22 protein-coding genes are annotated in these 26,677 nt (G+C 39.9%); 4 read left to right on the top strand and 18 right to left on the bottom strand.

Going from position 1 to position 26,677, the window contains the following annotated elements; all coding sequences use genetic code 11:
• The first annotated feature begins 170 nt into the window (after positions 1-170).
• A complete protein-coding gene (locus PVK63_RS07630; RefSeq protein WP_130086107.1) occupies positions 171-1,517 on the top strand; it encodes an anti-phage deoxyguanosine triphosphatase in 1,347 nt (448 codons plus the stop codon).
• A gap of 23 nt (positions 1,518-1,540) precedes the next feature.
• On the opposite strand, the gene PVK63_RS07625 is transcribed toward PVK63_RS07630, so the two are convergent.
• Positions 1,541-2,167, bottom strand: a complete 627-nt coding sequence (locus PVK63_RS07625; RefSeq protein ID WP_130086106.1) for a tRNA-uridine aminocarboxypropyltransferase — start codon at positions 2,165-2,167, stop codon at positions 1,541-1,543.
• Between the two features lie 14 nt (positions 2,168-2,181).
• Between PVK63_RS07625 and rrtA the strand changes: the two genes are divergently transcribed.
• Complete coding sequence (gene rrtA, locus PVK63_RS07620; protein WP_130048185.1) at positions 2,182-2,745, top strand: rhombosortase; 564 nt, start codon at positions 2,182-2,184, stop codon at positions 2,743-2,745.
• Here rrtA and recR read toward each other — a convergent pair.
• The 6 genes from recR to PVK63_RS07590 all read right to left on the bottom strand — a co-directional run bounded on the left by recR (position 2,717) and on the right by PVK63_RS07590 (position 8,308).
• Positions 2,717-3,319 carry a recombination mediator RecR gene (gene recR / locus PVK63_RS07615; protein WP_130045478.1) on the bottom strand — a complete coding sequence of 201 codons (603 nt, stop codon included), beginning with the start codon at positions 3,317-3,319 and terminating at the stop codon, positions 2,717-2,719. The two genes, rrtA and recR, sit on opposite strands and share 29 nt — an antisense overlap.
• A 103-nt stretch (positions 3,320-3,422) precedes the next feature.
• Positions 3,423-3,758: a YbaB/EbfC family nucleoid-associated protein gene (locus PVK63_RS07610; RefSeq protein ID WP_130045479.1), complete on the bottom strand. Its 336-nt coding sequence runs from the start codon at positions 3,756-3,758 to the stop codon at positions 3,423-3,425.
• A 103-nt stretch (positions 3,759-3,861) separates the two neighbouring features.
• Entirely contained in the window at positions 3,862-5,991 is a 2,130-nt protein-coding gene (dnaX, locus tag PVK63_RS07605) for a DNA polymerase III subunit gamma/tau (RefSeq protein ID WP_130086105.1), read from the bottom strand.
• Between the two features lie 103 nt (positions 5,992-6,094).
• Positions 6,095-6,640: an adenine phosphoribosyltransferase gene (apt, locus tag PVK63_RS07600; RefSeq protein WP_130045481.1), complete on the bottom strand. Its 546-nt coding sequence runs from the start codon at positions 6,638-6,640 to the stop codon at positions 6,095-6,097.
• 143 nt (positions 6,641-6,783) lie between these two features.
• The gene (locus tag PVK63_RS07595; protein WP_130086104.1) at positions 6,784-7,149 is read right to left on the bottom strand and encodes a YbaN family protein; all 366 of its coding nucleotides are present in this window, start codon (positions 7,147-7,149) and stop codon (positions 6,784-6,786) included.
• 58 nt (positions 7,150-7,207) lie between these two features.
• The gene (locus tag PVK63_RS07590) at positions 7,208-8,308 is read right to left on the bottom strand and encodes a response regulator (protein WP_130086103.1); all 1,101 of its coding nucleotides are present in this window, start codon (positions 8,306-8,308) and stop codon (positions 7,208-7,210) included.
• A 251-nt stretch (positions 8,309-8,559) separates the two neighbouring features.
• Here PVK63_RS07590 and PVK63_RS07585 point away from each other — a divergent pair, with 251 nt between their 5' ends.
• A complete protein-coding gene (locus tag PVK63_RS07585) occupies positions 8,560-9,435 on the top strand; it encodes a LysR family transcriptional regulator (RefSeq protein WP_130045484.1) in 876 nt (291 codons plus the stop codon).
• An 83-nt stretch (positions 9,436-9,518) separates the two neighbouring features.
• Here the strand turns inward: PVK63_RS07585 and purF are convergent, their stop codons facing one another.
• The 10 genes from purF to fabB all read right to left on the bottom strand — a co-directional run bounded on the left by purF (position 9,519) and on the right by fabB (position 23,411).
• Complete coding sequence (gene purF, locus PVK63_RS07580; RefSeq protein WP_130048190.1) at positions 9,519-11,033, bottom strand: amidophosphoribosyltransferase; 1,515 nt, start codon at positions 11,031-11,033, stop codon at positions 9,519-9,521.
• Positions 11,034-11,067: 34 nt separating this feature from the next.
• On the bottom strand, positions 11,068-11,559 hold the full coding sequence (locus PVK63_RS07575) for a CvpA family protein (protein ID WP_130045486.1): 492 nt from the start codon (positions 11,557-11,559) through the stop codon (positions 11,068-11,070).
• 61 nt (positions 11,560-11,620) lie between these two features.
• Positions 11,621-12,181: an SPOR domain-containing protein gene (locus PVK63_RS07570; protein ID WP_130086101.1), complete on the bottom strand. Its 561-nt coding sequence runs from the start codon at positions 12,179-12,181 to the stop codon at positions 11,621-11,623.
• Between the two features lie 9 nt (positions 12,182-12,190).
• Complete coding sequence (gene folC / locus PVK63_RS07565; protein WP_130048193.1) at positions 12,191-13,471, bottom strand: bifunctional tetrahydrofolate synthase/dihydrofolate synthase; 1,281 nt, start codon at positions 13,469-13,471, stop codon at positions 12,191-12,193.
• Between the two features lie 100 nt (positions 13,472-13,571).
• Positions 13,572-14,456 carry an acetyl-CoA carboxylase, carboxyltransferase subunit beta gene (gene accD / locus PVK63_RS07560; protein ID WP_130086100.1) on the bottom strand — a complete coding sequence of 295 codons (885 nt, stop codon included), beginning with the start codon at positions 14,454-14,456 and terminating at the stop codon, positions 13,572-13,574.
• A 177-nt stretch (positions 14,457-14,633) separates the two neighbouring features.
• Positions 14,634-15,422, bottom strand: a complete 789-nt coding sequence (truA, locus tag PVK63_RS07555; RefSeq protein ID WP_130048194.1) for a tRNA pseudouridine(38-40) synthase TruA — start codon at positions 15,420-15,422, stop codon at positions 14,634-14,636.
• Between the two features lie 90 nt (positions 15,423-15,512).
• Positions 15,513-19,745 carry a FimV/HubP family polar landmark protein gene (locus PVK63_RS07550; protein ID WP_274440184.1) on the bottom strand — a complete coding sequence of 1,411 codons (4,233 nt, stop codon included), beginning with the start codon at positions 19,743-19,745 and terminating at the stop codon, positions 15,513-15,515.
• A gap of 184 nt (positions 19,746-19,929) precedes the next feature.
• Positions 19,930-20,943, bottom strand: coding sequence for an aspartate-semialdehyde dehydrogenase (locus tag PVK63_RS07545; RefSeq protein ID WP_130086098.1), 1,014 nt, complete (start codon positions 20,941-20,943; stop codon positions 19,930-19,932).
• Positions 20,943-22,073 carry a 4-phosphoerythronate dehydrogenase gene (locus PVK63_RS07540; RefSeq protein WP_130086097.1) on the bottom strand — a complete coding sequence of 377 codons (1,131 nt, stop codon included), beginning with the start codon at positions 22,071-22,073 and terminating at the stop codon, positions 20,943-20,945. The genes PVK63_RS07545 and PVK63_RS07540 overlap by 1 nt, the downstream gene beginning before the upstream one ends.
• A gap of 126 nt (positions 22,074-22,199) precedes the next feature.
• Positions 22,200-23,411, bottom strand: coding sequence for a beta-ketoacyl-ACP synthase I (gene fabB / locus PVK63_RS07535; RefSeq protein ID WP_069593894.1), 1,212 nt, complete (start codon positions 23,409-23,411; stop codon positions 22,200-22,202).
• Positions 23,412-23,531: 120 nt separating this feature from the next.
• Between fabB and mnmC the strand changes: the two genes are divergently transcribed.
• Entirely contained in the window at positions 23,532-25,574 is a 2,043-nt protein-coding gene (gene mnmC, locus PVK63_RS07530) for a bifunctional tRNA (5-methylaminomethyl-2-thiouridine)(34)-methyltransferase MnmD/FAD-dependent 5-carboxymethylaminomethyl-2-thiouridine(34) oxidoreductase MnmC (protein WP_130086096.1), read from the top strand.
• Between the two features lie 125 nt (positions 25,575-25,699).
• Here mnmC and PVK63_RS07525 read toward each other — a convergent pair whose 3' ends face one another.
• Positions 25,700-26,674, bottom strand: coding sequence for a lytic murein transglycosylase (locus tag PVK63_RS07525; protein WP_130086095.1), 975 nt, complete (start codon positions 26,672-26,674; stop codon positions 25,700-25,702).
• Positions 26,675-26,677: the final 3 nt, after the last annotated feature.

The raw sequence follows: 26,677 nt of genomic DNA, 5'->3' as shown, positions 1-26,677 counted from the left end.
GGTCTAAGTCCATTTATTGGCCAAAAAATCATTATAGCAATGCCATTTAATTCGCGAAATCATTCTACTTTAGGCCTGTGCTCTTCTTCTCTTTTTTAAATAACTCATTGATCTTTTTGTAACAAGGCTGTAATGATATAGAGATAGTAATAACTGTGAGAACAATAATAATGAATAAACCAACCAATATTACTCTGTCCCCACAATGGGAAGATCGCATAAGTAACGAACAAAAGTTACGTCGTAATGATCAGCGCAGCGTTTTTCAACGAGATCGTGCTCGTATTCTCCATTCTGCTGCTTTTCGTCGCCTTCAAGCAAAAACTCAAGTTCACGGTCCAGGCAGTGCCAATGATTTTTATCGCACGCGCTTAACACATTCTTTAGAGGTTTCACAAATTGGCACTGGTGTAGTTGCACAACTTAAATTAAGGCAGCCCGAGTTTCGTAACCTATTAACCTCTACCAGTTTAATGGAAAGTATCTGTTTAGCTCATGATATAGGCCACCCTCCTTTTGGTCATGGTGGTGAGATTGCGCTTAATTATATGATGCGTGATCATGGCGGGTTTGAAGGCAATGGGCAGACGTTACGAATTTTAAGTAAACTAGAGCCTTATACTGAACATTTCGGTATGAACTTAGCAAGAAGAACTCTACTTGGTGTTCTTAAATACCCTGCATTTTTAGACCAAGTTCACTCTAGCTTTCACCCTGAACCGGTCACTAACTTACGTCACTTAAAATCCATTGAATGGCATCCACCGAAAGGAATTTACCGTGATGATGAACAGATCCTTAATTGGGTTTTGACCCCACTATCTGATCACGATAAAGACCTGCTATCTACACTTCGGTTCCAAAAAGAAGGCGATAATAGCCATAGAAAAACACGCTTTAAATCCATTGATTGCTCAATCATGGAGCTAGCTGATGATATTGCTTATGGTGTTCATGATTTAGAAGACGCGATTGTGATGGGGATTGTCACTCGTAACCAATGGCAAGAATCTGTAGCAAGTAAACTTGCCGAGTGTGGTGATGAATGGTTTGAAGCTAATATTGAAACCATCAGTGACAAGCTGTTTTCAGGTCTTCAATATCAACGTAAAGATGGGATTGGTAGTATTGTAAATGCATTATTAACCTCTATTAGTATTAAAAAAACGACGTTCGAGGAAGAGCCTGAGTTCGATTCAGAATTACTGCGTTGGAATGCATATTTAAGCCCATCCATGACTTATGCCTTAGAAGTGCTTAAAAAGTTTGTAGGTAAATACGTAATTCACCACTCTGAAATGCAACGGATTGAGTACAAAGGTCAGCAAATTGTGATGGAAATATTTGATGCGTTAAATTCTGATCCTGAACGTTTATTGCCTGAAAATGATAAACGAGAATGGCAAGAAGCAATGATCTCAGGTGGTAATGCGCATCGAGTGATTGCTGACTATATTGCTGGCATGACCGATGGTTATGCTCAGCGTTTATATAATCAGCTTTTTGTTCCTATTTGATCGAATACCGAACAATAAAAGAACTACTCTGAACGGTAGTTCTTTTGATACACCCCTTCCGGCATTTGGCTAATATGAAATTCTATCATGTTGTCAAAAGCCGTTAGAATCGAACCAAATTTATCGGCAGTTTCTGATGCTGTCGATTCATTATCTAATTGACTGAGTACATGGTAACCCGCTTCTGCTGTTGATAGCGCGTTGTCTTTTGGCGCTTTTCGAACACGATAATTGCCCGATAACTCAGTATCAAGATGCACCTTGGGTAATGAATGCAGACTCGTCGAGAGCTGCCACATCTTGTAGGCTTTCTTCCACGTCCCATCCAATAAAATTACACGCTGTTTTTTCTCTGATGTATTCGATGCCGATGAAATCACCTGGCTTGTGTTGTCTAAAAAAAGCACTTGATGCTGATAATTATCATCACTTAATAATTGGTTTAATTCAGAATGCTCAGTAAAATTCTCACCAATAAAAGTGCGACAGTTTGCCAAACTTAGCGATAGGATCTTCGCTGTCCCTAATGGCCGCTTAGCTTCTGTTGGATGCTGTAGTATGATAAGTTCAATCTCAGTAGAGATCGGGGTTATCCATTTACAAATGCAGGCTTTTTTTGTTTTTAAACATTGAAGACAAAATCGAATCACAAGGAACCTTTGTTTTGTTGAAATTACTTTTTCCCATTTTAGTTATGCTTGGGTTTGCACAACTAACACCAGTATCTGATTTTTTTACTTGGGACAGAAACTTAATTCTACAAGGCGAGGTTTGGCGATTAATTACGGGTAACTTTACCCATACTAACCTTGCTCACCTAATAATGAATGCTGCCGCACTAATGGTATTTTGTTTTATTTTTAAGGACATATTAAATCCAAAAAAATTGTGGGGCCTACTGCTTTCTATCAGTTTAATGACTGGAGGGCTTCTCTTATTATCTCCTATCCAATCTTATGTAGGCTTATCCGGTGTATTACATGGCTTATTTATCTGGGCTGCGATTGAAGACATCAAACAGCAACGAAGTACAGGGTGGTTATTACTCGTCGGTGTCGTCGCTAAAATTGCTTGGGAACAATACTTTGGAGCAAGCGCTTCAACCATATCTTTAATAAATGCTAACGTTGCTATAGAGGCTCACCTAATTGGAGCATGTTGTGGTGCAATACTCCAATTACTCTACTATTTCTATACACTTAGTACAGCCTCTGACGCCCCAAAATAGAATGAGATAAAGTTGTACCGTCCACTAATTCTAGCTCTCCGCCCATAGGGACACCGTGCGCAATTCGACTTGCAGGGACTTGGTGCTCCTGACACACTTCAGCAATATAGTGAGCTGTCGCTTCGCCTTCTACCGTCGGGTTCGTTGCTAAAATCACTTCGGTAATATCGCCACGGCCTAAACGGTGGTCAAATAAATCTAAACCGATATCACTTGGACCGATACCATCAAGAGGAGAGAGATGCCCCATTAAAACAAAATAACGCCCAGAGAATTGTCCTGTTGCTTCTACCGCAACGATATCGGCAGGACTTTCTACGATACACAACTCACCGCTGGCTTGACGTTTTGGGTTTAAACAAATTGCACACGTATCTTCTTCAGTAAATGTTCTACATTCTGAGCAATGTCCAATCTCAGACATCGCACGAGACAAAGAGTCCGCCAGTTGCATTCCCCCTTGACGGTTACGTTGTAAAAGATGAAACGCCATTCGTTGAGCTGATTTTGGACCAACGCCAGGTAGGCATCGTAATGATTCCATTAATTGTTCTAATAAACCACTTGTTCGCATAGTTTTTTTATATTCCAGAAAAGAAAAAGGCAGCCACTTAGCCGCCTAATTTTACCAAGATAAATATGAATAATCTGTCTTGATTTTTATCATTTAAGATAAATTAGAATGGCATTTTAAAGCCTGGTGGCATTTGCATTCCACCAGTAACACCAGCCATTTTTTCTTTTTGTGTTTCTTCAATACGACGAGAAGCATCATTGAACGCGGCTGCGATCAAATCTTCTAGCATCTCTTTTTCGTCTTCTTCCATTAAGCTTGGATCGATTTCAACACGACGAACACTGTGAGAACCTGTGATAGTAACCTTAACAAGGCCAGCACCTGATTCACCAGTTACTTCCATGTTTGCGATTTCTTCTTGCATTTTTTGCATGCGATCTTGCATTTGCTGGGCTTGCTTCATCAAGTTGCCCATGCCGCCTTTTCCACCGAACATAATTATTCTCTCTTAAATTTACTTCTTTGTTACTAAGAAAATGGGGATGAATATTACAATTTCAACCCATATGTATATTTTACTTTATTTGTATAAGAACGAATTAAATCGGCCTTACACTTTCTTGATCCATTTCTGCACCAAACCTCTGTATAAAGAAATTCACGTGTGGATCTTGTTGTAAACTTTGGTACGCCGTTTGTAATTTGGTTTGATACATTTGCTCACGCAATTCTAAAGGCGTCGTACCCTCAGTACTAATATCAATCAATACTGTGATGTCTTTATTAAGCGCCTGACTCAATGCCTGAGCTACCAATTCATTGGCTTTATCGCCATTCAAATGAGACTGCGCTGCTCTCAAATGTAATGTTACTTGGTTGTCTTTCTCAACAAACGACGAATTTAACACTAACTGTTGAACCAATTTTGGCAGGGGTAATGACATGGCCAGTGCTGACCATTCATCTTGCTTTGATGATTCTTCCACCAGTAATTTTACCATCTCTGGTGTTTTTTCATGCTCTAGTGCTTGCTTTAACTTGGTTGGAGTAATATCACTCACGACCTTTTTCTGTTCAGGTTGTGTTGATTTCCAACGATAAGGCTCTTCTGGTTTTTTCTCTTGTGCTGCTGAACTTCCAATTTGCGACACCTGAGCACGAGGGGCTAAATGCTGTTTTTCAGCAATGCGTTCTAGCACTGAACTCGTTTTTTTCTTATCGGATGCCGCACTAGACTTTTTTGAGCCAGTACCATTGTTTGTGTTAGCTAAATTATTTTTTGCACTGCGTAACTGGTTACGAACGCCAAGCAAACCCGTTTTTGGTGCAACAGCAGGCTCTTGCTGTACAGGAGGTACAGAAGATGACGTTTGCTGCATTGATTGATGCGAATCCCCCATAGGCGGCGCATCATACATAGGTGGTTGCTCTGACTGTACTGGTGGTACGTATTGATTCTGAGTATTCGCTTGTTGTGGTTGAGCGATTTGAGATGCCTGACGCTGAACTGGCGTTTGAGGTCTCATCGTTGCTGGATTTGAGTCTACAAGCGGCGCTGACTGCTGCCTTGGCATCGCCATAGGTTGAACAACTTGAGGCTCTGTTGATGGTACAGCAATCGGCTGAGCATCTAACTGTTGTGCATGAACGGGACGAAACGCAACCATTCTTAGCAGCATCATTTCAACGCCCGTTTTTTCCGTTGGCGCTAACGGTAAATCTTTACGGCTTTGTAAGGCAATTTGATAAAAAAGCTGTACTTCTTGTGGTGATAACTGACCACTTAATAGCTCAATACGCTCTGCATCTGGTTGAGATTTATCCAAGGTTGCAGGCAATGCTTGATACATGGCTAATTTATGCAATTGATTAGCGATTTCTTTTGCTAATCCATCCCATTCAATCCCCATATCAGCAAGATCATTCACACAGCTCATTAATGTCTGCATGTTTTTCGTGCTTATAGCCTCTAAAATCCGAACCGCTTGATCCGTGTCTAAAGTGCCTAGCATCGCTGAAACAATATCAGTGGTAACAGAGCCATTACCCAATGCTATCGCTTGATCTGTCAAGCTCAGTGCATCACGCATACTGCCGTCAGCAGCATGAGCAATCAGGCCTAATGCTCTTGCGTCTTTTGTTACTTCTTCTTTATCTAAAACAAAATCTAGCTGCTCATGAATTTGATCAACACTGATGTGCTTTAGATGGAATTGCAAACAACGAGACAATATCGTTACAGGCAGTTTCTGTGGATCGGTCGTTGCTAATAAAAATTTGACGTACTCTGGCGGCTCTTCCAATGTTTTTAATAACGCATTGAAACTATGGCGCGACAGCATATGAACTTCATCGATCAAATAAACCTTAAAACGACCACGCGCAGGTTTATATTGAACATTATCAAGCAGTTCACGAGTATCTTCTACTTTGGTTCTAGAAGCGGCATCGATCTCAAGTAAATCAACAAAACGTCCTTCGTCGATTTCCTTACAAGTAGAACACACACCGCAAGGGGTTGATGTGATCCCTTCTTCACAGTTCAACCCTTTCGCGAACAAACGTGCAATGGTGGTTTTACCCACACCACGAGTTCCGCTAAATAAGTAAGCGTGATGAAGTCGATTATGGTCAAGTGCGTTTTCCAACGCCGTAAGCACGTGAGGCTGGCCAACCACATCTTTAAAATGATGCGGACGCCACTTACGTGCCAGAACTTGATAGCTCATAGAATACAGCCCAAAATAAAATAGATCTAAATCGTAGCACAGCAAAAAAATGAGATCTCCCTTGATAGAGAGATCTCACTCAATTTATTGTGTATATGAGGAATTAGTGACCAGCAAACTCACAGATGCTGTATACGTTTAGGCCTAAACCTTCTAAACGAGTTTCGCCACCAATTTCTGGTAGGTTAATAACAAATGCTGCGTGCTCAACTTCACCACCAAGTTGACGGATCAGTTTTACTGTTGCTTCAATCGTACCGCCAGTAGCTAGTAGGTCATCAACCACTAATACTTTATCACCTTCAACAATTGCATCAGTATGAATTTCTAGCGTATCTGTGCCGTATTCAAGATCATACGTTTGTGCGATTGTCGGGCGTGGAAGTTTTCCAGGCTTACGTACAGGAACAAAACCAACACCTAACTCTAGCGCTAATGGTGCACCAAATAAGAAACCACGAGCTTCAGTACCAACAATCTTAGTAAAGCCACCTTGTTTATATTTCTCTACAAGTAGCTGAATTGTCGCTTGATATGCTTTTGGGTCTTCCATCAAGCTAGTTACATCACGGAACATGATGCCTGCTTTTGGGTAATCAGGAATAGATTTGATGCTGCTTTTAATCAGTTCAAGTGTTTCTGTCGACATGATTTTGTCCTATTCTGCCTAAATCCGGCATTAAAAAAAATTAACCGACTTATGTTATTCACTTTCTGTGTTGTGAGCAAGTATTACCCGTCGAGATAAGCAGTTGATCTAATGCCTATTGCGCTAGTCGATTATTTTAAAAATTAAGAACTTGGGATGGTTGAAAACCAATATAGAAGTGTAATTGCTAATACTAACAATAAAAATTTCACCCACAAAACTGGCGCTATTATGATAGAGAGAAGAAAGCTAAGCACTATCATTACAAACGCCTTCTTTTTAATGGAGGCCTTGATAGTTTTACACGCCTGCCACTCAACAATAGGAGGGCCTAAATAAGGGTGCTTAATAAGCCAAGCATGGATTCGAGGTGAAGCTCGCATAAAACATGCGCTAGCAAGGATCAAAAATGGCGTCGTTGGTAGGAGAGGTAAAAATACACCAATAAGACCTAGAACTAATGCGATAACGCCAATAAAAAACCAAAACGCCTTATGGGTAAAATGCAAATCTGTCTCTCTAAACCAAAACTATACTCTAACGTGAGGCTATCACTAAACAATCAATCTATGAAGAACTTAATTCAAGCTTAAAACTGCTACACCCTAAACTGTTTAAAAGTAAGCTATTTTCCTGTGTAATAGGGAAACGATGTACCTTGTTATTTTCGGCTCCCTGAGTTAATTGTTCGCTTCCTCGTACCACACTGCGCTCTTTCTGATTATCCCATACGGCATCAAGTCCTGCAGATAAAATAAAGATGGCCTCATCAGAAAAATCGACATACCCAAACATACCTGACATGGGGTAAGAATGTGCCATCGTTGCCATTCCTTTTTCAATCGAAGCAACCATTTTTGGTATTGTATTTAATGTAATGTTTTGATCTCGGATCAAATCATTAAAAAATGCTCTGATCAACAGACAAGAAACAACACCACTCTCCTCACCTGATTTTGAGTCGACAAGATAAAAGAATAAACGGCCATCTAACAACCACTCATAATCAAAAATCAGTGGCATTCCATCTGCTGGTTGTAATAATCGATAACTTAATTTCCAATTACCTTGCTGTGCATCATTTTCTGGCAACAACTCAAATAAAAGATCTCTGCCTATATTAGGTTCATTTTGTAAATGGTCTAAGTGCCAATGCAGCTCATCATTACAACTTTTATCAAGTTCTGATGTTCTGAACCATTGGCTAGAAAAGTCCTGCATCCGCTGAGAACTCTCTTCACTTAACTTTAACGCCGATACCAATGATTTAATCAAAATAGAAATATCATTGATAGGCTTAACTAAAAAATCTTTTGCTCCTAAACGCAGCACTTTTGCCACATCTTGCATATCTCCACTGCCTGAAATGACAATGATTGGCAACATTGGGTATTCTAAAACGGCTTCCTCAACAAACTCGATGCCATTTAAGATTGGCATCGCTAAATCACACAACAACACATCTGGTAATGCGTTTTGTAATATTTTCAACCCTTCTAAGCCATTACAAGCTTCTTTAACATTGCATGAATAACTTTCTAAAACCGCTTTTACCATGGATCGAAAAACAGGATCGTCATCAACAATCAATACATCTTTATTAAAAAGTAAATCTTCTACTGGTGCTTTAACTTCATCTACATTTTTTTCGCACTGCTCTATCGACATACGACAACCCTCTGCACGTTCCTTAGCAAATAATGGATACTTCCTTTATTTTTGTTATTACTCAGAATAAATTTAGTTCTATATTGGGTGGAGCACAAATATTTTTAGATAAGATTATTAATAACTGCTAAGAAATTGGCGAAAATGCTCTTTTATTTATAGAATTTCACTTTAGTTGACTTATAACAACACGTCCCTTACTGTTTTAGTTACACTTTAGCGCTCGAAAAAACAGAGAGTATCTTAATATAATGAAGTTAGATGATTTAAATTTGTTTCGACAGGTTGTTGATAATGGCAGCTATACTGCCGCCTCAAGAAAAACCCTAATCCCTGTTGCGACAATTACTCGTCGGATTCAAGCCTTAGAAGATTCTTTAGATATTCGCTTACTTAATCGCCACGCTCGCAAGTTATCACTAACAGAAGCGGGACAAAAGTTTTATGATGAATGCGCCCCAATTTTAGCGACCTTAGTTAATACCAGTGAATGCCTAGGTGAAGAGTGCCGTGGCGCTGCTGGTAAATTAAAAATCGCAGCTCCCTCAAACCTGACCAAACGCATGATTCAACCTATCTTAAATAAGTTTATGCTGATCTATCCTAATATCAGTATTAACTTAACTATGAGCAACCAACCAGAACAGCTTGACCCAACTGATTGGGATATTATTTTCCGTGTTGGAAAGCAAAGAGACTCGTCACTTATTGCTCGTCAAATTGGATCTTTAGAAGATATTTTAGTCGCTAGCCCTGCTTATTTAGAAGCAAATTCAGAGCCAACACACGCACAAGAGTTACATGAACACCATTTACTAAAAGGCAACCCTTTAATGCGTTGGCGTTTAACGAATAATGATGGTGAATCTGTCACAATTACTGATGCAGGGCGTTTTGAGGCGAGTGAACTTAATGTGATTCGAATGGCTTGTTCTGATGGTTTAGGGATAACGCTGATGCCAGATATCATGATCCGCCAATACCTTGCTGATGGCTCACTAGTACGCGTTCTTAAAGACTGGTCAGCGAACCCTAGAGATATTTATATGATTTATAACCATAAAGATCATCAACCTGAAAAAGTCCGTCTTTTTATTGATTTCGTAAGTAGCCACGTACCAAGTTAATACGACAACACATTTCAGGACAAGACACACATACAAAAAAAGCCTGTGATAACAGATATCACAGGCTTTTCTTTAGACGAAATTTAAATTTCTTCGTTATAAATATCTAAGCTTGCTACATTTTGAGCTTCATGATCTTTTTTTGCATCGTCACCACGTAAACTTTCTAAATACTCTAAGTAATTTTGGTCTACATCACCAGTTACATAATGCGCATTAAAAACCGAGGTTTCAAAGCGTTCAATTTCACGGTTACCACAACCGACAGCATCAACTAAATCTGACAGATCTTGGAATATTAATGCGTCAGCACCAATTTGCTTACAGATTTCATCCACTTCACGACCATGAGCAATTAACTCATTTGCACTTGGCATATCAATACCGTATACGTTCGGGAAACGAATCTCTGGCGCAGCTGATACCATGTAAACATTTTTAGCACCTGAATCTCGTGCCATTTCAATGATCTGCTCAGAAGTAGTACCACGAACAATTGAGTCATCAACCAGCAGTACATTCTTATCTTTAAATTCTGAACGAATAGCGTTTAATTTACGACGTACCGATTTTTTACGCTCTTGCTGACCTGGCATAATAAACGTACGGCCAACATAACGGTTTTTCACAAACCCTTGGCGGTAAGGCTTATTAATAATTTGAGCAATCTCAAGGGCAATATCGCATGAAGTTTCAGGGATAGGTAAAACTACATCTATCTCTAGATCTTCCCATTCACGTTTGATTTTTTCACCCAAACGCTTACCCATTTCAACTCGTGCACTGTATACCGAAATTTTATCAATAAATGAATCTGGACGAGCAAAGTAAACGAATTCAAAGATACATGGATTTAACTTTGGATCATGCGCACATTGTTGTGTATATAGACCACCTTCAAATGGTGCATATATAGCTTCACCTGGCGCTACGTCACGTACAAAATCAAAACCGACAGCATCAAGAGCGACGGATTCAGACGCCACCATATACTCTGTACGGCCTTCTACTTCACGTTTACCTAGGCATAATGGACGAATGCCATTTGGATCACGGAAAGCAACCATTCCATGACCAATCACCATTGCCGTTACCGCATAAGCACCACGAATTTGTTCATGTACTTTAGCTACTGTTTTAAAGATATCGTCTTGAGTGAGTGGGTAATTCTTAGATTCATCAAGATGGTGAGCAAAGATGTTTAATAATACTTCTGAATCAGAAGTCGTATTAACATGGCGACGCTCTTGTTCAAATAAAGTCTCACGGATTTCATTCGCATTGGTTAAGTTACCATTGTGCGCTAATGTGATCCCAAAAGGAGAGTTTACATAGAAAGGCTGTGCTTCTGAGGCACTAGAACTACCTGCTGTAGGGTATCGAACATGTCCAATACCAACGTTACCTTGTAGGCGTTGCATGTGTTTTGTTTCAAACACATCCTTCACCAAACCGTTCGCCTTTCTCAGACGGAAACGATTGCTTTCTATGGTAATAATACCAGCAGCATCTTGGCCACGATGTTGTAGCACTGTTAAAGCGTCATAGATTGACTGGTTTACTGGTGTTGCGCCCACGATTCCAACAATACCGCACATGTCCTAGAGTCCTCAATTTGCTAAAAAACTGGCGCTATTTAGCGCCAGGAAGAAAACTTGATGTATCCTTTAAGTAATCAAAGAACCACGCAATTACAACCTTAAACTGAGGTATTAATTGCGATTGCTTCCACCACTCTGAATCTGATAATGATGTAAAGGCATCAATGAAGAATAGAACCGCTGCAATAATTAGCACGCCCCTTAATCCACCAAAGACAATCCCTAAAATCCTATCTGTTCCTGACAACCCTGTTTTTTGTACTAATTGACCAACAACATAGTTAACAACAGCACCAACAATTAAGGTTGCCACAAACAAGGCAGCTATCGCACTGCCATTTCTTATCATTTCATCATGTATATTTGTAAAATACGCTGCTAATTTAGGATAGAAGTTACTGGCAACAAAAAAGGCACCAAACCATATCACTAATGACAATGCTTCTTTTACAAATCCTCTAACCAAACTGATTAAAGCTGATAGGCTAATAACACCTAAAATGACAAAATCGATCCAAATCATAATTTATCTTTTCTCTGTTGCTGCGCATTTTAACAGAAAAATCCGCTACGCAAACGTTTTCTTATGGGTTTAGTGGTGTAAATTTAAGCAATTGACCATTTAAGCCAGTTATTTCTTTTAATTTCGGTAGTTGTTTTTCAAGATCCGATTTTGAAATATCTGGGCCAACAGCAACTCTCACTAAATCTCCTTTCTGAGGTTCTTTAGGGAAAGTATGCGCCTGGAAACCTTGCTTACGTAATTTAAGCGCTAGATTTTGAGCATTATCTGCATTTCTAAACACGCCAAGCTGGATTATCCATGCGCTCTTTGCGTAATCAATTTTCGGTGCTTCAACTGCTGGTTTTTTCTCTACAATGTGAAGTACTTCTTTTTCCGGCTCTGTTTCTGTCGACTCAATGGTCACCTCTACAGGCTCCCCAGGAAGTTCAGCATCAAAATCTACTGGCTCTTGTATCTCAAATTGCTCTACATCTTTAGAGAGCTCTGGTTTAATTGGAATGCTTGCAAATTCTTCTTGGTAGTGTTTTTTCTTACCATCAAATACATCAGGTAAAACAATTACCCCAATAGCAACCAATATAATAGTTCCGACTAGACGTCGCTGAAATGGACTAGACACTTATGTTCCTTATGCTTCTTGTTTCCAGTAATCCCATACCTCACCAACCGTATGGAAAGAACCGAAGACTAAAATTAAATCATCATTTTCAGCCTGTTGTAAGGCTACTTTAAAAGCATCAACTGGTGATGAATATTCTGTTATTTCTTCTGATAAAACCGCAGTTAACTCACTTGCATTCGCTGCTCGTGGGCCAGATAAAGATGCAGGATACCAAACATCAATCACTCCCGTGAACTCACTCAAGGTCGATTTAATGTCTTTATCATGTAACATGCCGACTACTGCATGTACTTTCTTATTTGGGAAACGCTGTCTTATTTGTTGTACGAGATAATTTGCTGAATGTGGGTTGTGCGCAACATCAAGAATAATTGTTGGCTCAGCTTCTCCGTTGCCACGACTTAAACGCTGCATTCGGCCCGGTAAACTAGCAAGTTTCAAACCTTCGACAATATTCACATCACTCAGTTCTAATCCAGACGTACCTAACGCCATTATCGCTGTTGCTGCATTCGCTAAAGGTAAATTTGGTAACGGTAAGTTATCTAGATCAAACGCCCCACTTTTCCATGTCCATGTTTGTGTCTCAGGATTCACGCTATAATCAAACTGGTAGCCTACTTGATATAAATCCGCTCCGATGTCATCAGCATGAGCTGCGACACTTGATGGGGGATTTGGTTGGCCACAGATCGCTGGCTTTTCAGAGCGATAGATCCCTGCTTTTTCAAAACCAATCACTTCAATGTCATCACCAAGCCAATCAACATGATCAACCGCGAGACTCGTGATAATAGAAACGTCATGATCCACCACATTTGTCGCATCTAAACGCCCGCCTAAGCCAACTTCTAAAAGGACAACATCAACTTGATGTGCTTTAAACGCCCACAAAGCAGATAGCGTTCCGAACTCAAAAAGACTTAATGATGTTTCTTTACGCCACGCTTCAATAGCAGCAAAAGATTGAGAGATAAGAGAATCAGATAAATCGTTACCATTAATACGAATACGTTCGTTATAACGAATAAGGTGAGGGGAGCTATAAACACCAACACGATAGCCCGCATTAATTAAAATAGATTCCATTAATGCACAGGTTGAACCTTTACCGTTCGTTCCTGCAACTGTAATTACCGTTGATGCTGGTTTTGTTAATTTTGCTCGTTGTGCAACACGCTGAACGCGCTCAAGGCCTAAATCAATTGCACTTGTATGAATGCTTTCTAAATAACGAAGCCACACCGATAAATCAGATGTGGCTTTCGGAGAATCAAATGATGTCATAATTCAACTACTTCACTGACGGAATAGAGTGACAGTATATATGACTTAGGTTGCTGTTTTAAGTAAGAACTAGCAACCTTGCTCGCATTTGATTTAATTTTTACTTTGCACCGTCAACAGGAACAACTAATGGCGATGGCTGGTTTGTCATTTTAGCCATTAAGCCACCAATACGTTGACGCATTTCACGACGATCAACAATCATGTCTATCGCACCATGCTCAAGTAGGAATTCACTACGTTGGAAGCCTTCCGGTAGATCTTCACGTACAGTTTGCTCAATAACACGACGACCAGCAAAACCGATTAGGGCTTTTGGTTCACCGATATTAATATCACCTAGCATTGCTAAACTTGCAGATACACCACCCATTGTTGGGTCGGTTAATACTGAGAAAAATGGTAGGCCTTTACGAGACAAACGTGCAAGAGCAGCACTTGTTTTTGCCATTTGCATTAGAGACATAAGTGCCTCTTGCATACGTGCGCCACCACTTGCAGAGAAACATACAAGAGGACAGTTATTTTCAATTGCAGCATCTACCGCTTTAACAAAGCGAGCACCAACAACAGAGCCCATTGAACCACCCATAAATGAGAATTCAAATGCACAAGCAACAACTGGAAGCTCTAATAGAGTCCCTTTCATTACCACTAACGCATCAGTTTCATTGCTTGATTTTTGCGCAGCAGAAATACGATCTTTATAACGCTTTGAGTCTTTAAACTTCAAAACATCTTTTGGTTCCAGCTCTTGGCCAATTTCCACACGACCTTCAACATCTAAAAATGTTTCTAAACGTTTACGTGCTTTCATGCGCATATGGTGGTCACACTTAGGACACACTTCTAGGTTACGCTCTAACTCTGCAGAATATAGAACCTGTTCACATGACGTACATTTCGTCCAAACCCCTTCAGGGATCGATGCTTTACGTGAACTAACAATATTGCTTGTATTAAAAATCTTTTCAAGCCAACTCATGGACGACCTTTCTATTAGTGATCTCTCGCACCATCGCAAGAGAAATAAATTCAATTAATTAGATTAAACCATAAATAACAGCCAGTGTAGATAAAAAACTGGTTGTACCTATTTTCAATATTGAACCTACATCAACTTTTTGTTTATTAAATAGGCGTATTTAATATAGATGTAATATCAGTTATCAGCTAAAAATAATGGGCCGAGTGGTACTCGCGGTAGTTCCCACTCCTGCGGATAATCAACATCAATGAGATATAGTCCTTCTGCTTTTGCTGTTGCTCCGGCTAATTTACGGTCTTTCGCTTCTAGTAGCCACTGTATCCATTCTGGTTTTTGTTTGCCTTTACCAACCTGAATTAAACTGCCAGTAATGTTACGAACCATGTGATGAACAAAGGCATTTGCTTTAATATCAATAACAATAAAATCACCATGACGAGTGACTTTAAGGTGCATTAAATTACGCCAAGGACTACGAGATTGGCAGTGTATTGCTCTAAAAGAAGTAAAGTCATTCTCACCGAGTAAATACTGCCCAGCTTGATGCATTAGGTCTGCATTTAACGGTTCGTGATAATGACTAACACCGTGCCCTAAGATTGCTGGACGAAGACGGTTGTTGTAAATAATATATCGGTAACGTCGCGCTGTTGCTGTAAAACGAGCATGGAAATCTTCGTTCACTTCCTTTGCCCAACGAACGGCGATGTTCTTTGGCAAATTAGCGTTCGCTCCCATCATCCATGCTGCGAGTTTGCGAGTGCTTGTTGTATCAAAATGAACAACTTGTCCGGTGCCATGCACACCAGCATCTGTTCTACCTGCACACATCACTTCAATTGGTTCATTTGCAACAATTGTTAAGGCTTTTTCTAATTCCGCCTGGACGCTATTAACGTCTTTCTGACGCTGCCAACCATAGTAATCGGCACCATCGTATTCAATACATAAAGCTATTCGCATGAGATTTGATTCTTTTTATTCAATTATACGTCATTATAAAAAAAGGCGGGGCTCACTGCCACCGCCTTTTTTAAGATTGTTTTCTTAAAGTTAGCCTAGTTGTTTCATTAATTTTTCAGCTTCAACTTTTAGTTGCGCATCATCACTGCGAAGAACCTCTTCAAGTAACTCTAAAGCACCTTTATCATCAGACATTTCAATATAGGCTCTTGCTAAATCAAGCTTACTTTGAACGTCACTATTTACATCAACATCATGAGAGCCTACGTTACCTAGCATATCGGGAAAGTCATCTAACCCAACATCTAAATTAAGGTCTTCTTCTTCGAAGGTTGATTTATCTCCGTTTTCAGTTTCTGCAATTAATGCTTCAATACTTAAAAAACGATCATCACCATGGGGATCATTAGCGAAGTTTGGTTGTTCTGCCCAATCTTCATCTTCCACCTCAGAGTCCATGCTTGATGTATTATCAAGATTGAATCCACTCCAATCGCTAGCACCATCATCAATCATGCTATCAATGTCTAAACCAGCACTATCTAAGTGAGTTAACGCTTCTTTTTCTTCATCTGACACTCGTGAATGAAAATCAAAGGGCGCGACTTCTTTCTCATCTTCAACAGTTAATGACTCTTCTGGTTTGTCATCTTCGGTGGCATCAATATCGTCTTCTAAAGCAGCTAACGCATCTTCAATCGATAATCCTTCCAGATGATCTTCATCTGCTTCTTCATCTAAATCATCATTAGGCTGTGAAAAATCAACCGCACTACTTTCTAAAAAATCATCTAATGAGAAATCATTTTCATCAAGATCATCTTCAATTTCTGACGCACTATCTACAGCTAGAGTTTCTTCCTCAAGGGCATTTTCTGTTATCGCATCTTCTGCTAACAGATCGTCTTCTAACTCAATTGGCTCTTCAGCTTGAAGTTCATTCAACTCTGTTGCTTCTAAAGACTCATCAAGATCAAACGAGAAATCAGTATCTTCATCTAACTCAGACTCTGTATTCTCTTCGATGTCTGCTTCTTCAGTTTCTAGTGAAAGCGTTGTTACTTCATCGGCTTCCAAGTCATCTTCTAAATTAGCAAATACGTCTTCTTCTGCCTCTGCCTCTACGACTAACGGCGCTTCTTCAGTAACTACTTCTTCTGCTAACAGATCGTCTTCTAGCTCAATTGGCTCTTCAGCTTGAAGTTCATTCAACTCTGTTGCTTCTAAAGACTCATCAAGGTCAAACGAGAAATCAGTATCTTCATCTAACTCAGACTCTGTATTCTCTTCGATGTCTGCTTCTTCAGTTTCTGGTGAAAGCGTTGTTACTTCATCGGCTTCCAAGTCATCTTCTAAATTAGCAAATACGTCTTCTTCTGCCTCTGCCTCTACGACTAACGGCGCTTCTTCAGTAAGTACTTCTTCTGTTAACAAATCGTCTTCTAGCTCAATTGGCTCTTCAGCTTGAAGTTCATTCAGCTCTGTTGCTTCTAAAGACTCATCAAGATCAAACGAGAAATCAGTATCTTCATCTAACTCAGATTCTGTATTATCTTCGATGTCTGCTTCTTCAGTTTCTGGTGAAAGCGTTGTTACTTCATCGGCTTCCAAGTCATCTTCTAAATTAGCAAATACGTCTTCTTCTGCCTCTGTCTCTGTCTCTGTCTCTACGACTAACGGCGCTTCTTCAGTAACTACTTCTTCTGTTAACAGATCGTCTTCTAGCTCAATTGGTTCTTCAGCTTGAAGTTCATTCAACTCTGTTGCTTCTAAAGACTCATCAAGATCAAACGAGAAATCAGTATCTTCATCTAACTCAGACTCTGCACTCTCTTCGGTTTCTACTTCTTCAGTTTCTGGTGAAAGCGTTGTTACTTCATCGGCTTCCAAGTCATCTTCTAAATTAGCAAATACGTCTTCTTCTGCCTTTTCTAATGAGTTATCAAGATCCAATGATGATTCTGGTTCTGAGACTAACTCTGACTCAAACAATGGGATATCATCGATTTCGTCATCTTCAGCTTCAACTAGCCAATCTTCATCTCTAGGCGTGTCTTCTGAAAGCGATTCTGATGCTGCTACACCTTCAACGTCAACATCATCGCCAGTCTTTCCCAGCGCTTCATCATCCTCTTCAGAATCATCGCCAATTAACTCATCTAATAGAGCAGTGCTGTCTTCATCAATCTTAATATCATCGTCGTCGTCACCTTCTGATAAGTACTCATCAAGTAATGAAGTGCTATCTTCATCAATTTCAATATCATCTTCATCAGTTAGTTCATCATCGTCACCCAGTAACTCATCCAACAATGATGTGCTGTCTTCATCAATCTCTAAATCAAGGTCATCTTCATCGTCTGATTCATCTAACAGGTCATCTAATAATGCGGTACTGTCTTCATCAACATCTAAATCAAGATCGTCTTCATCATCTGATTCATCTAACAGATCATCCAATAATGCGGTACTGTCTTCATTAACATCTAAATCAAGATCGTCTTCAATATTTAAGCTAGTGTTATCTTTATCATTTGAGTCATCCAATAACTCATTAAACATTTCTGTATCACTATCCAAATCGATACTTTCAGAGTTTTCTTCTGGTTTATCTTCAATGCCTGAAAGCAATGTATCGAAATCTAACTCATCTTCAAGCGAATCACGGCTTGGCTCATCAACTAGTTTTGTTTCTTCTTTTTCATCAAGGTCCCAGCCTTGATCTAGTTCCGACTCTTCTTCATCGTCATCCATTGATGAGAACAAATCATCAAGCATTGATTGATCTAATTCTCCGCCCTCTAGATCTTCATTTTCTTCTAGTTCAGGGGTTGATTTATCAAGTGCTGAAAGATCAGAATCATCAATTAATGATAAGTCAAAATCATCATCTTCCGTTTCAAGATCGCTTTCTGAGAATAAATCACTGTCAAAATCATTAAGCGCTTTTTCCATCTCTTCAAGACCTAATGCTTTTTCTTCCGCATCAACGGTTAATGCACTTGAAGACATATCAAGGTCATCGTCAAGATCATCTAAACTATCAAGGTCAAGATCATCAGATAGCATTGACTCTAAATCATCATCGTCATCTAATGAAGCAAATGGGTCATCATCATCTTCTGAATCTGTTTTTTCTGTTTCAAATTCAGCAAACAAATCATCATTAGAGTCTGAGTCATCATTTCCAAATAAGAATTCATCATCGTTGAGATCACCTAAGATATCGTCATCATCATCTAAGCTAATTTCTGGAATATCATCATCCATATTAAAATTATCTTCTGGCATTGCTAATGCAGACGGCAATGGTGTGTCTGGCGAACTTTCTGTCGTTTCTTCGTCTTCTTCTTTCTTACGTCGAGAGAAGAAGAAAGCAATTAAGCCAGCAATAAGCGCTCCTGGAATAAGTGCAAGCAATGCAATTAAACCCGGGCTCGACGCTAAATTATCCATTGCGCTTGGTTCTGCTTTTTTCTCTGCTACCGCTAACTGTTTTTGTTCATTAATGAATTTTTCGACTTCATTTCGAATACGATCTTCATCACTTAATTCATTTTTTAAGTTATCAACTTCATGCTGTACTTCAGCTAATCGTACACGTAACTGATGATTATTTTCTTGAAGTGCGGTGAACTCTTGCTCTGTTGTCTCTAGTTCAGATTTTAGAGCAACCACTGAAGGAGCTGATTCAACAACTGGCTCAATTGATTTAACCGTATTATTGACGGTTTTTGACTCTTGAATTTTCGTTTCTGTTTTAATTGGTGCTACTGTTGATTTTGGTTCTGTTTTTTCAACTTTAGCAATATGTTCAACTTTAGCTTCAGGCGCTTTTTTAACTACTGATTTTTTACTATGCGCAAGCAATAATTGTTTCGCATCATCTGTATTTTCACGACGAACTTGTTCTAATGTCGGTAAACGTAATCGGCTATTTGGCTCTAATCCATGAATGTTGTTATTTTCAAAAGCATGGGGATTTAAACGATAGATAGCTAATAAGGTTTGCTGAACTGATGTGGTATTCGATGGATTTACTCGACTTGCAATCGACCACAAAGTTTCATCTTCTCTTGTTGGCCCATACACTTTTGTCGGGGCCGCTGCCGATTGTTTTTCTAATGCTAAGTTTTGTGATGCAACAGTAGCGGTTCTTGTTGATTGTGATGGCGTCACTACCTGTGAACTGACGGTTTGATCCTTTCCTTCCGGACCTACAATTTGAATTGTACCCGCAGCGTTCGCAACCGAACACTGTGATGCAACGAATAACGCTAAAGGAGTCAGCGTTTTAAACATTTTTTTGGATGCGTCAGACACTAGAGATGCCTCTTAGTAAAATGAAAAAATTAATATCTGTATAACTATATCGGATAATAATAAAAAAACTGTAGCTTTTAAGCAAAAACTGTGTGGTTTATGGGAGAAAAAAGCCTTAGTTTTCACTAAGGCTATAATTCAAAGCAAACCATGCTCTTTATTTATAAAAGAACCGTCATATTAATCAGTAGTAATCGCGAATTAATACTTCTGCAATTTGAACCGCGTTTGTTGCTGCACCTTTACGTACGTTATCTGCAACAACCCACATATTAAGCCCCATTGAATGACTAATATCTTCACGGATACGAGCAACCATTACGTGGTCTTTACCTGTAGCATCACTCACTTGTGTTGGGTAGTCATTGCCGTGGAATACTTCAATACCATCGGTTTCTTCAAGTAAACGTGTTGCTTCTACTGCATCGATAGGTGCACGAGTTTCAATATGAACGGCTTCAGCGTGACCATAGAACACTGGAACACGTACACAGGTTGGGTTCACAGTAATCGTATCATCTGCAAAGATTTTTTGTGTTTCCCACACCATTTTCATTTCTTCTTTGGTGTAGCCATTATCCATAAACTCATCAATATGAGGTAAGCAGTTAAATGCAATTTGCTTATCGTAAGCTTTGTTCTCTGCTGGTAAACCGTTTAATAGCTTCGCAGTTTGGCCCGCTAGTTCATCAATGCCCGCTTTACCTGAACCTGATACTGATTGATACGTTGATACGTTGATACGATCAATACCCACAGCATCATGAATTGGTTTTAGTGCTACCAGCATTTGAATCGTTGAACAGTTAGGGTTCGCAATAATATTACGGTTACGAAAATCAGCAAGCGCCTCTGGATTTACTTCAGGGATCACTAACGGGATATCATGATCGTAACGGAAATGTGAGGTATTATCGATAACTACAACGCCAGACTCAGCTGCGATCGGTGCCCATTTTGCCGATAATTCACCACCCGCAGAAAATAGACCAATTTGTACTTGGCTCCAATCAAACTCTTCAACATTTTCAACCGTTAATGTTTTACCATTAAAGCGAACTGTTTTACCTTCACTGCGCTCTGACGCTAAAAGGTATAAATTGCGAACTGGAAAATTACGCTCTTGTAATACATCCATAATAGCTTCGCCAACGGCACCAGTTGCGCCAAGAATGGCAACATCAAATTCTTGAGTCATTAGACTTCCTCGATTGTAAATCCAAGTTGTTTTAACGGGGTTAAACCACAGTGTTTAGTTCCTGTGATTGTGATGGCACTGTATTCTCTTCTATCCCAATACTCTTTACGCATTTTATCAAATGCACCAGGTGTTGAGATTTCTGCTCTGAATATGGCATCATCTTTTCGCACATCATAGACTAACTGAATCAAATTGTGCAGTGTTGAATGATCCCATTGCTGATTTAGTGTCACATTAGGGATTGGGGCTATAGGTAATAACGCTTGTGGGTCTGCGCGCTCTTCTCTATTTAAAAACTCACAATAAGAATTAAATATCATTGTGGTTCCGCGAGCCTTTCCTTCTAATCCATACCCTGCAATATGCGGAGTAGCAAAAGAAAGTAATGGCAATAACGTCATATCAACGTCTGGTTCAAACTCAAACACATCTAATACCGCTTTAAAGCCGTCTTGTTTTAATAAGCGCTGTTTTAGTGCTTGGTTATCAACCACTGGGCCACGCGCTGCATTGATCACTATCTGGTCATTACGCAGTGCCGTGAGTCTTTTTTCATTCATCAGGTGGTGAGTTGGAAATTCACCATCGCATGTGATCGGCGTATGGAAACTAATAACGTCTGATTTTCCAAGTAACTCATCTAACGCGACAAATGAACGTTTGTCGCCTTCTTGCTCTTTAATTGGGTCATTAAGTAAGTATGGAATACCTAACGCATCAAGACATTTAGCTAAATAAGAACCAACTTGACCTGCACCAACAATACCAAACGTTTTATCAAAGATAGAAAAGCCGTGTTGTTGAGCCAATACCATGACACAACTTAATACGTATTCAGCAACACCCACTTTATTACAACCAGGAGCTGCTGTGAAAAATATCCCTTTTTCTTTCAGCAAAGTTTGATCAACATGGTCCATGCCTGCTGTTGCTGTGCCTACAAATTTAAGTTTATTGGCTTTTGAGATCAGCTCAGCATTCACTTTAGTTACAGATCGAATCATTAATGCATCAACATCAATTAAATCATCTGCTGTTAGTGTTCTTCCTGATTTAGCAACAACCTCACCTAGCTCACTAAATAGTTCAGCAGCATAAGGCATATTTTCATCAATCAATATTTTCATTTTTTAATCAGTTATCCTTTCAATTCATGAATTCAGTTTATCACTTCCGTAACAAAAAACAGGTATAAAAAAACCCAGCCAATTTAAGTGACTGGGTTTTACTGTCTTTTTTTAGTGATTACGCGATTACGCTTCGTATTTCTTAATGACTAGCGTTGCGTTTGTACCACCAAAACCGAAGCTGTTAGACATAACGGTTGTTAGTGCTTGATCACGTTTTTCAGTTACGATATCAAGACCTTCAGCTGCTGGGTCTAATGTTTCAACGTTGATGCTCGGCGCGATAAAACCGTGCTCTAGCATTAGCGTTGAGTAAATAGCCTCATGAACACCGGCTGCACCTAGCGCGTGACCAGTCATTGCTTTAGTTGCAGAGATAGCAGGGCTGTTCGCACCAAATACTTCTTGGATAGCGCCTAGTTCTTTTGCATCACCAACAGGGGTAGATGTACCGTGAGTATTCACGTAATCAACACTGTCTACGTTTTGCATTGCCATTTTCATACAACGAACTGCGCCTTCGCCTGATGGTGCTACCATGTCGTAGCCATCAGATGTTGCACCGTAACCTACGATTTCACCGTAGATTTTAGCGCCACGAGCAAGAGCGTGTTCAAGTTCTTCGATAACAACCATACCGCCGCCACCAGAGATAACGAAACCGTCACGGTCTGCATCGTACGTACGAGATGCTTTTTCTGGTGTGTCATTGTATTTTGATGATAGTGCGCCCATCGCATCAAACATCATCGTTAATGACCAATCTAGTTCTTCACCACCACCAGCAAACATTACGTCTTGTTTACCAAGTTGGATAAGCTCTACAGCGTGGCCGATACAGTGTGCAGAAGTTGCACAAGCTGAACTCATTGAGTAGTTCACGCCTTTAATTTTGAACGGTGTTGCAAGACACGCAGAAACCGTTGACGCCATTGTACGTGGAACCATGTAAGGACCAACACGCTTAACGCCTTTCTCACGCAAGATATCAACCGCATTTACTTGGTTTAGTGATGATGCACCACCAGAACCTGCAACAATACCTGTGCGTTCATTTGAAACTTGATCTTCTGTTAAGCCAGAATCTGCTACTGCTTGCTCCATTGAGATGTACGCAAACGCAGCCGCATCACCCATAAAACGCATTTTTTTGCGATCAATGTGATCAGCAGGGTTCATTTTCAAATCGCCCCAAACATTACTGCGCAGACCCTTTTCAGCGAACTGCTCAGAGAAGTTAATGCCTGATTTACCAGCTTTCAGAGACTCTAATACTTCTTCTGCATTGTTACCGATACTCGATACAATGCCCATGCCTGTAATTACGGCTCTTTTCATGATTCTTTCCTAATAAGTCATAAATCTTGGTAGATAATAGCGAAGATAGCACAACAAAGTGGTCAGCTTTCCTATAAGTCGTTAAAATCCGACGTAGATTATCTTTAATGGTGCAAATTTATGTCACGAAATCACATTTTACCACAAAACAGCATCACAAATGCAATTCTTGATTGGAATGAATCTGGGACACCTATCTCAAATGATTTTGATGATGTGTATTTTTCTAATGATAATGGCTTAGAAGAAACACGTTATGTCTTCCTACAACAAAATAATCTTCCGCAACGATGGAAAGAATTTGATCAACGCCGTTTTGTTATTGGTGAAACCGGATTTGGGACTGGATTAAACTTTCTTGCTGTATGGCAGTGGTTCAAAGCATTCCGTTCACAATACCCTGACGCCCCTTTAAAAGAACTTCACTTTGTTAGCTTTGAAAAATTCCCTGTAACCAAAGCTGATTTAGTTAAAGCACATCAAGCATGGCCTGAACTGGCTGAACTCGCAGAGCAACTGCAAGCGCATTATCCTGCTGCTGTACCTGATTGCCACCGTTTAGTATTAGAAGATGGCATGATCACGCTTGATCTGTGGTTTGGTGATATAAAAGATTGTATGCCTCAGATTTGGATGGACGATTCTGGTGTTATCGACGCTTGGTTTTTAGATGGTTTTGCACCAAGTAAAAATCCTGAAATGTGGAATCAAAATCTATTTAATAATATGGCAAGTCTTGCTAAAGAAGGCTGTACTTGCGCCACTTTTACAGCAGCTGGTTTTGTTCGCAGAGGCTTAATTGAAGCTGGCTTTGATATGAAAAAAGTCAAAGGCTTTGGACATAAACGCGAAATGATTGCAGGAACATTATCGGAACGTAAAGCCAAGGCTAATCATGAGGTTTGGTATGCACGCACGACACCCGAAAACATCACTGACGTTGCGATTATAGGAGGTGGTGTAGCCAGTGCAGCATTGGCGACAACATTGCTTCGTCGCGGTGTGAGTGTCACTGTTTACTGTAAAGATGATAAAGCAGCACAAGGGGCGTCAGGTAATAAACAAGGCGCGGTATACCCACTGCTTAATGAGAAATTCAACTCCCTTTCTCGCTTCTTTGCTCCAGGATTTATTTTTGCTCGTCAGTTTATCGACCAAGCCGCTAAACACGTAGAATTTGATCACGATTGGTGTGGCGTTACTCAGTTAAAATGGGATGAAAAATCCGCCAACAAGCTCAATAAAATGCTTGAGGGAAATTTCCCTAATGAACTTGTCTCTTCTTTTGATATCGACAAAACCAATCAAATGGTTGGCTTACCGATTAATATGGAAAGCGTCCACTACCCATTAGGTGGCTGGTTATGTCCAAAACAATTAACTCGTGGATTATTTGAACATTTATCAGAAAACCCACTATTTACTCTGCATAATAACGCTGAAGTGACGCAATTAACTCAAACGGACGATAAACAATGGAACCTTGTTCTTGGTGAAAAAACCAATAAACATCAAGCCGTTGTGGTTGCTAATGGGCACAGATTTACTGATTTTGAGCAAACTAAAGATATTCCAGCGACACCAGTTCGAGGGCAAGTGAGTCATATTCCTACAACGGAATCCTTGAAAAAGCTGAAAACGGTGTTGTGTTATGACGGTTACTTAACGCCTGAAAATACCAAGCATCAAAGCCATTGTATTGGTGCTAGTTATGATCGTCGTGATTTAGACTTAGCGTTTAAAGGATCAGATCAAATAGAGAATGGCGAACGCTTACATAAATGCATCCCTAACGAAGATTGGGTGAAAGAAGCTGATACGTCTGATAATTTAGCTCGTGTCGGAATTCGCTGCGCCAGTCGTGATCACCTGCCATTTATTGGTAATGTGGTTCGTTTTGAGGATATGCAAGAAGAGTACAAAAATATCTATAAGAAACGCCATTGGTTACGTGAAGCCAAAGATATCCCTGTTTATGACGGTTTATTCTGCATGCTGACATTGGGCTCTAGAGGATTAAGCTCTGCTCCACTATTGGCAGAAACATTAGCATCGCAAATAATGGGTGACCCAATTCCACTGCCAAACTCAGTACTTGAAGGATTGCACCCAGGGAGATTATGGGTGAGAAGGTTATTGAAAGGGAAGCCGTTGGATATTTAAGAGCTAAAGCAGAGTTCAGATCGCTTCGCTTAAAGAATTCAGAGGTGTTCGTTGTAAGTATATAACTAACAACACTAACCTCTGAATTCTGCTAGGGAGCTTGCGACCGATCTGAACTCTATAATTTACTTAATAGAATCAGCCAAGTGACTCACCGCCAGCGCAAAATAATGCGAACGGTTCCAATCCATTAATACTTGGTAGTTATTGTAAACAAGGTACGCACGGCCATCTTTGTCGTCGGGTTGCACTAACCATGCTTCGATATCTACATCAGGTAATGCTTTGCCCGTTAAACGACGAACACCCAATTCTTGCCATTGAGCTAACGTCTTACCTTTTTCTTCCGACAACCCTTTTAAGCTTTCCGCATCTAATGATTCAGGTAACTGAACTTGACGACCCCAAGTATAAGTATCATCCCAGCCTACTTGTTTTAAATAATTTGCAGCTGAAGCAAATACATCGGCTTCGGTAGTCCAAATATCTTTACGCCCATCATCATTACCATCAACCGCATACGCTAAGAATGACGTTGGCATAAACTGACACTGGCCCATAGCACCAGCCCACGACCCTTTCATATTTTCTGGAGTAATGTGCCCTTGCTGTAAAATCGTTAAGGCTGCCATGGTTTGTTTTTTGAAGAATTCTTCACGACGGCCGTCATAAGCTAACGTCGTCAATGCTTCAATCACATTATAACCACCGGTCAGCTTACCAAAGTTACTTTCAACGCCCCATAACGCAACAATAAAACGAGGTTGAACCCCATATTCATTACCAATTCGGGTCAATTCTTTATAGTGCTTTTGGTATAAATCATTCGCTTGTTTGATTTTCCATTTTGGCACAGCTCGTGGAATATACTCATCTAGCGTTAATTTTTTTTCTGGTTGATTACGATCTGATTTAACCGCTTTTTCTTTAAAAGCGATATCTTTAAATGCACGCTCAAGAATCGGTTCTGAAATGCCTATTTCTCTCGCTTCATTTTTTAATTCGACAATATAGTCCTGAAAGTCTCCTTCAGGTGTGCCCGCAGTTACTGATGTTGCCATTAATAAACTGACTATCCCTAGCAGTAATTTTTTCTTCATAGG

The organism is Aliivibrio sp. S2TY2, from assembly GCF_028765525.1.
GTDB lineage: Bacteria > Pseudomonadota > Gammaproteobacteria > Enterobacterales > Vibrionaceae > Aliivibrio > Aliivibrio finisterrensis_A.
The sequence above is the reverse complement of the archived record's forward strand: the minus strand, read 5'-3'. Positions and strand labels throughout refer to the sequence as shown.

Coding starts and splice junctions, on each gene's coding strand:
- PVK63_RS07630 (WP_130086107.1), top strand. CDS start 171: ATGAATAAACCAACCAATATTACTCTGTCCCCACAATGGGAAGATCGC.
- recR (WP_130045478.1), bottom strand. CDS start 3,319: ATGCGAACAAGTGGTTTATTAGAACAATTAATGGAATCATTACGATGC.
- PVK63_RS07610 (WP_130045479.1), bottom strand. CDS start 3,758: ATGTTCGGTGGAAAAGGCGGCATGGGCAACTTGATGAAGCAAGCCCAG.
- dnaX (WP_130086105.1), bottom strand. CDS start 5,991: ATGAGCTATCAAGTTCTGGCACGTAAGTGGCGTCCGCATCATTTTAAA.
- apt (WP_130045481.1), bottom strand. CDS start 6,640: ATGTCGACAGAAACACTTGAACTGATTAAAAGCAGCATCAAATCTATT.
- PVK63_RS07590 (WP_130086103.1), bottom strand. CDS start 8,308: ATGTCGATAGAGCAGTGCGAAAAAAATGTAGATGAAGTTAAAGCACCA.
- PVK63_RS07585 (WP_130045484.1), top strand. CDS start 8,560: ATGAAGTTAGATGATTTAAATTTGTTTCGACAGGTTGTTGATAATGGC.
- purF (WP_130048190.1), bottom strand. CDS start 11,033: ATGTGCGGTATTGTTGGAATCGTGGGCGCAACACCAGTAAACCAGTCA.
- PVK63_RS07575 (WP_130045486.1), bottom strand. CDS start 11,559: ATGATTTGGATCGATTTTGTCATTTTAGGTGTTATTAGCCTATCAGCT.
- folC (WP_130048193.1), bottom strand. CDS start 13,471: ATGACATCATTTGATTCTCCGAAAGCCACATCTGATTTATCGGTGTGG.
- accD (WP_130086100.1), bottom strand. CDS start 14,456: ATGAGTTGGCTTGAAAAGATTTTTAATACAAGCAATATTGTTAGTTCA.
- truA (WP_130048194.1), bottom strand. CDS start 15,422: ATGCGAATAGCTTTATGTATTGAATACGATGGTGCCGATTACTATGGT.
- PVK63_RS07545 (WP_130086098.1), bottom strand. CDS start 20,943: ATGACTCAAGAATTTGATGTTGCCATTCTTGGCGCAACTGGTGCCGTT.
- PVK63_RS07540 (WP_130086097.1), bottom strand. CDS start 22,073: ATGAAAATATTGATTGATGAAAATATGCCTTATGCTGCTGAACTATTT.
- fabB (WP_069593894.1), bottom strand. CDS start 23,411: ATGAAAAGAGCCGTAATTACAGGCATGGGCATTGTATCGAGTATCGGT.
- mnmC (WP_130086096.1), top strand. CDS start 23,532: ATGTCACGAAATCACATTTTACCACAAAACAGCATCACAAATGCAATT.
- PVK63_RS07525 (WP_130086095.1), bottom strand. CDS start 26,674: ATGAAGAAAAAATTACTGCTAGGGATAGTCAGTTTATTAATGGCAACA.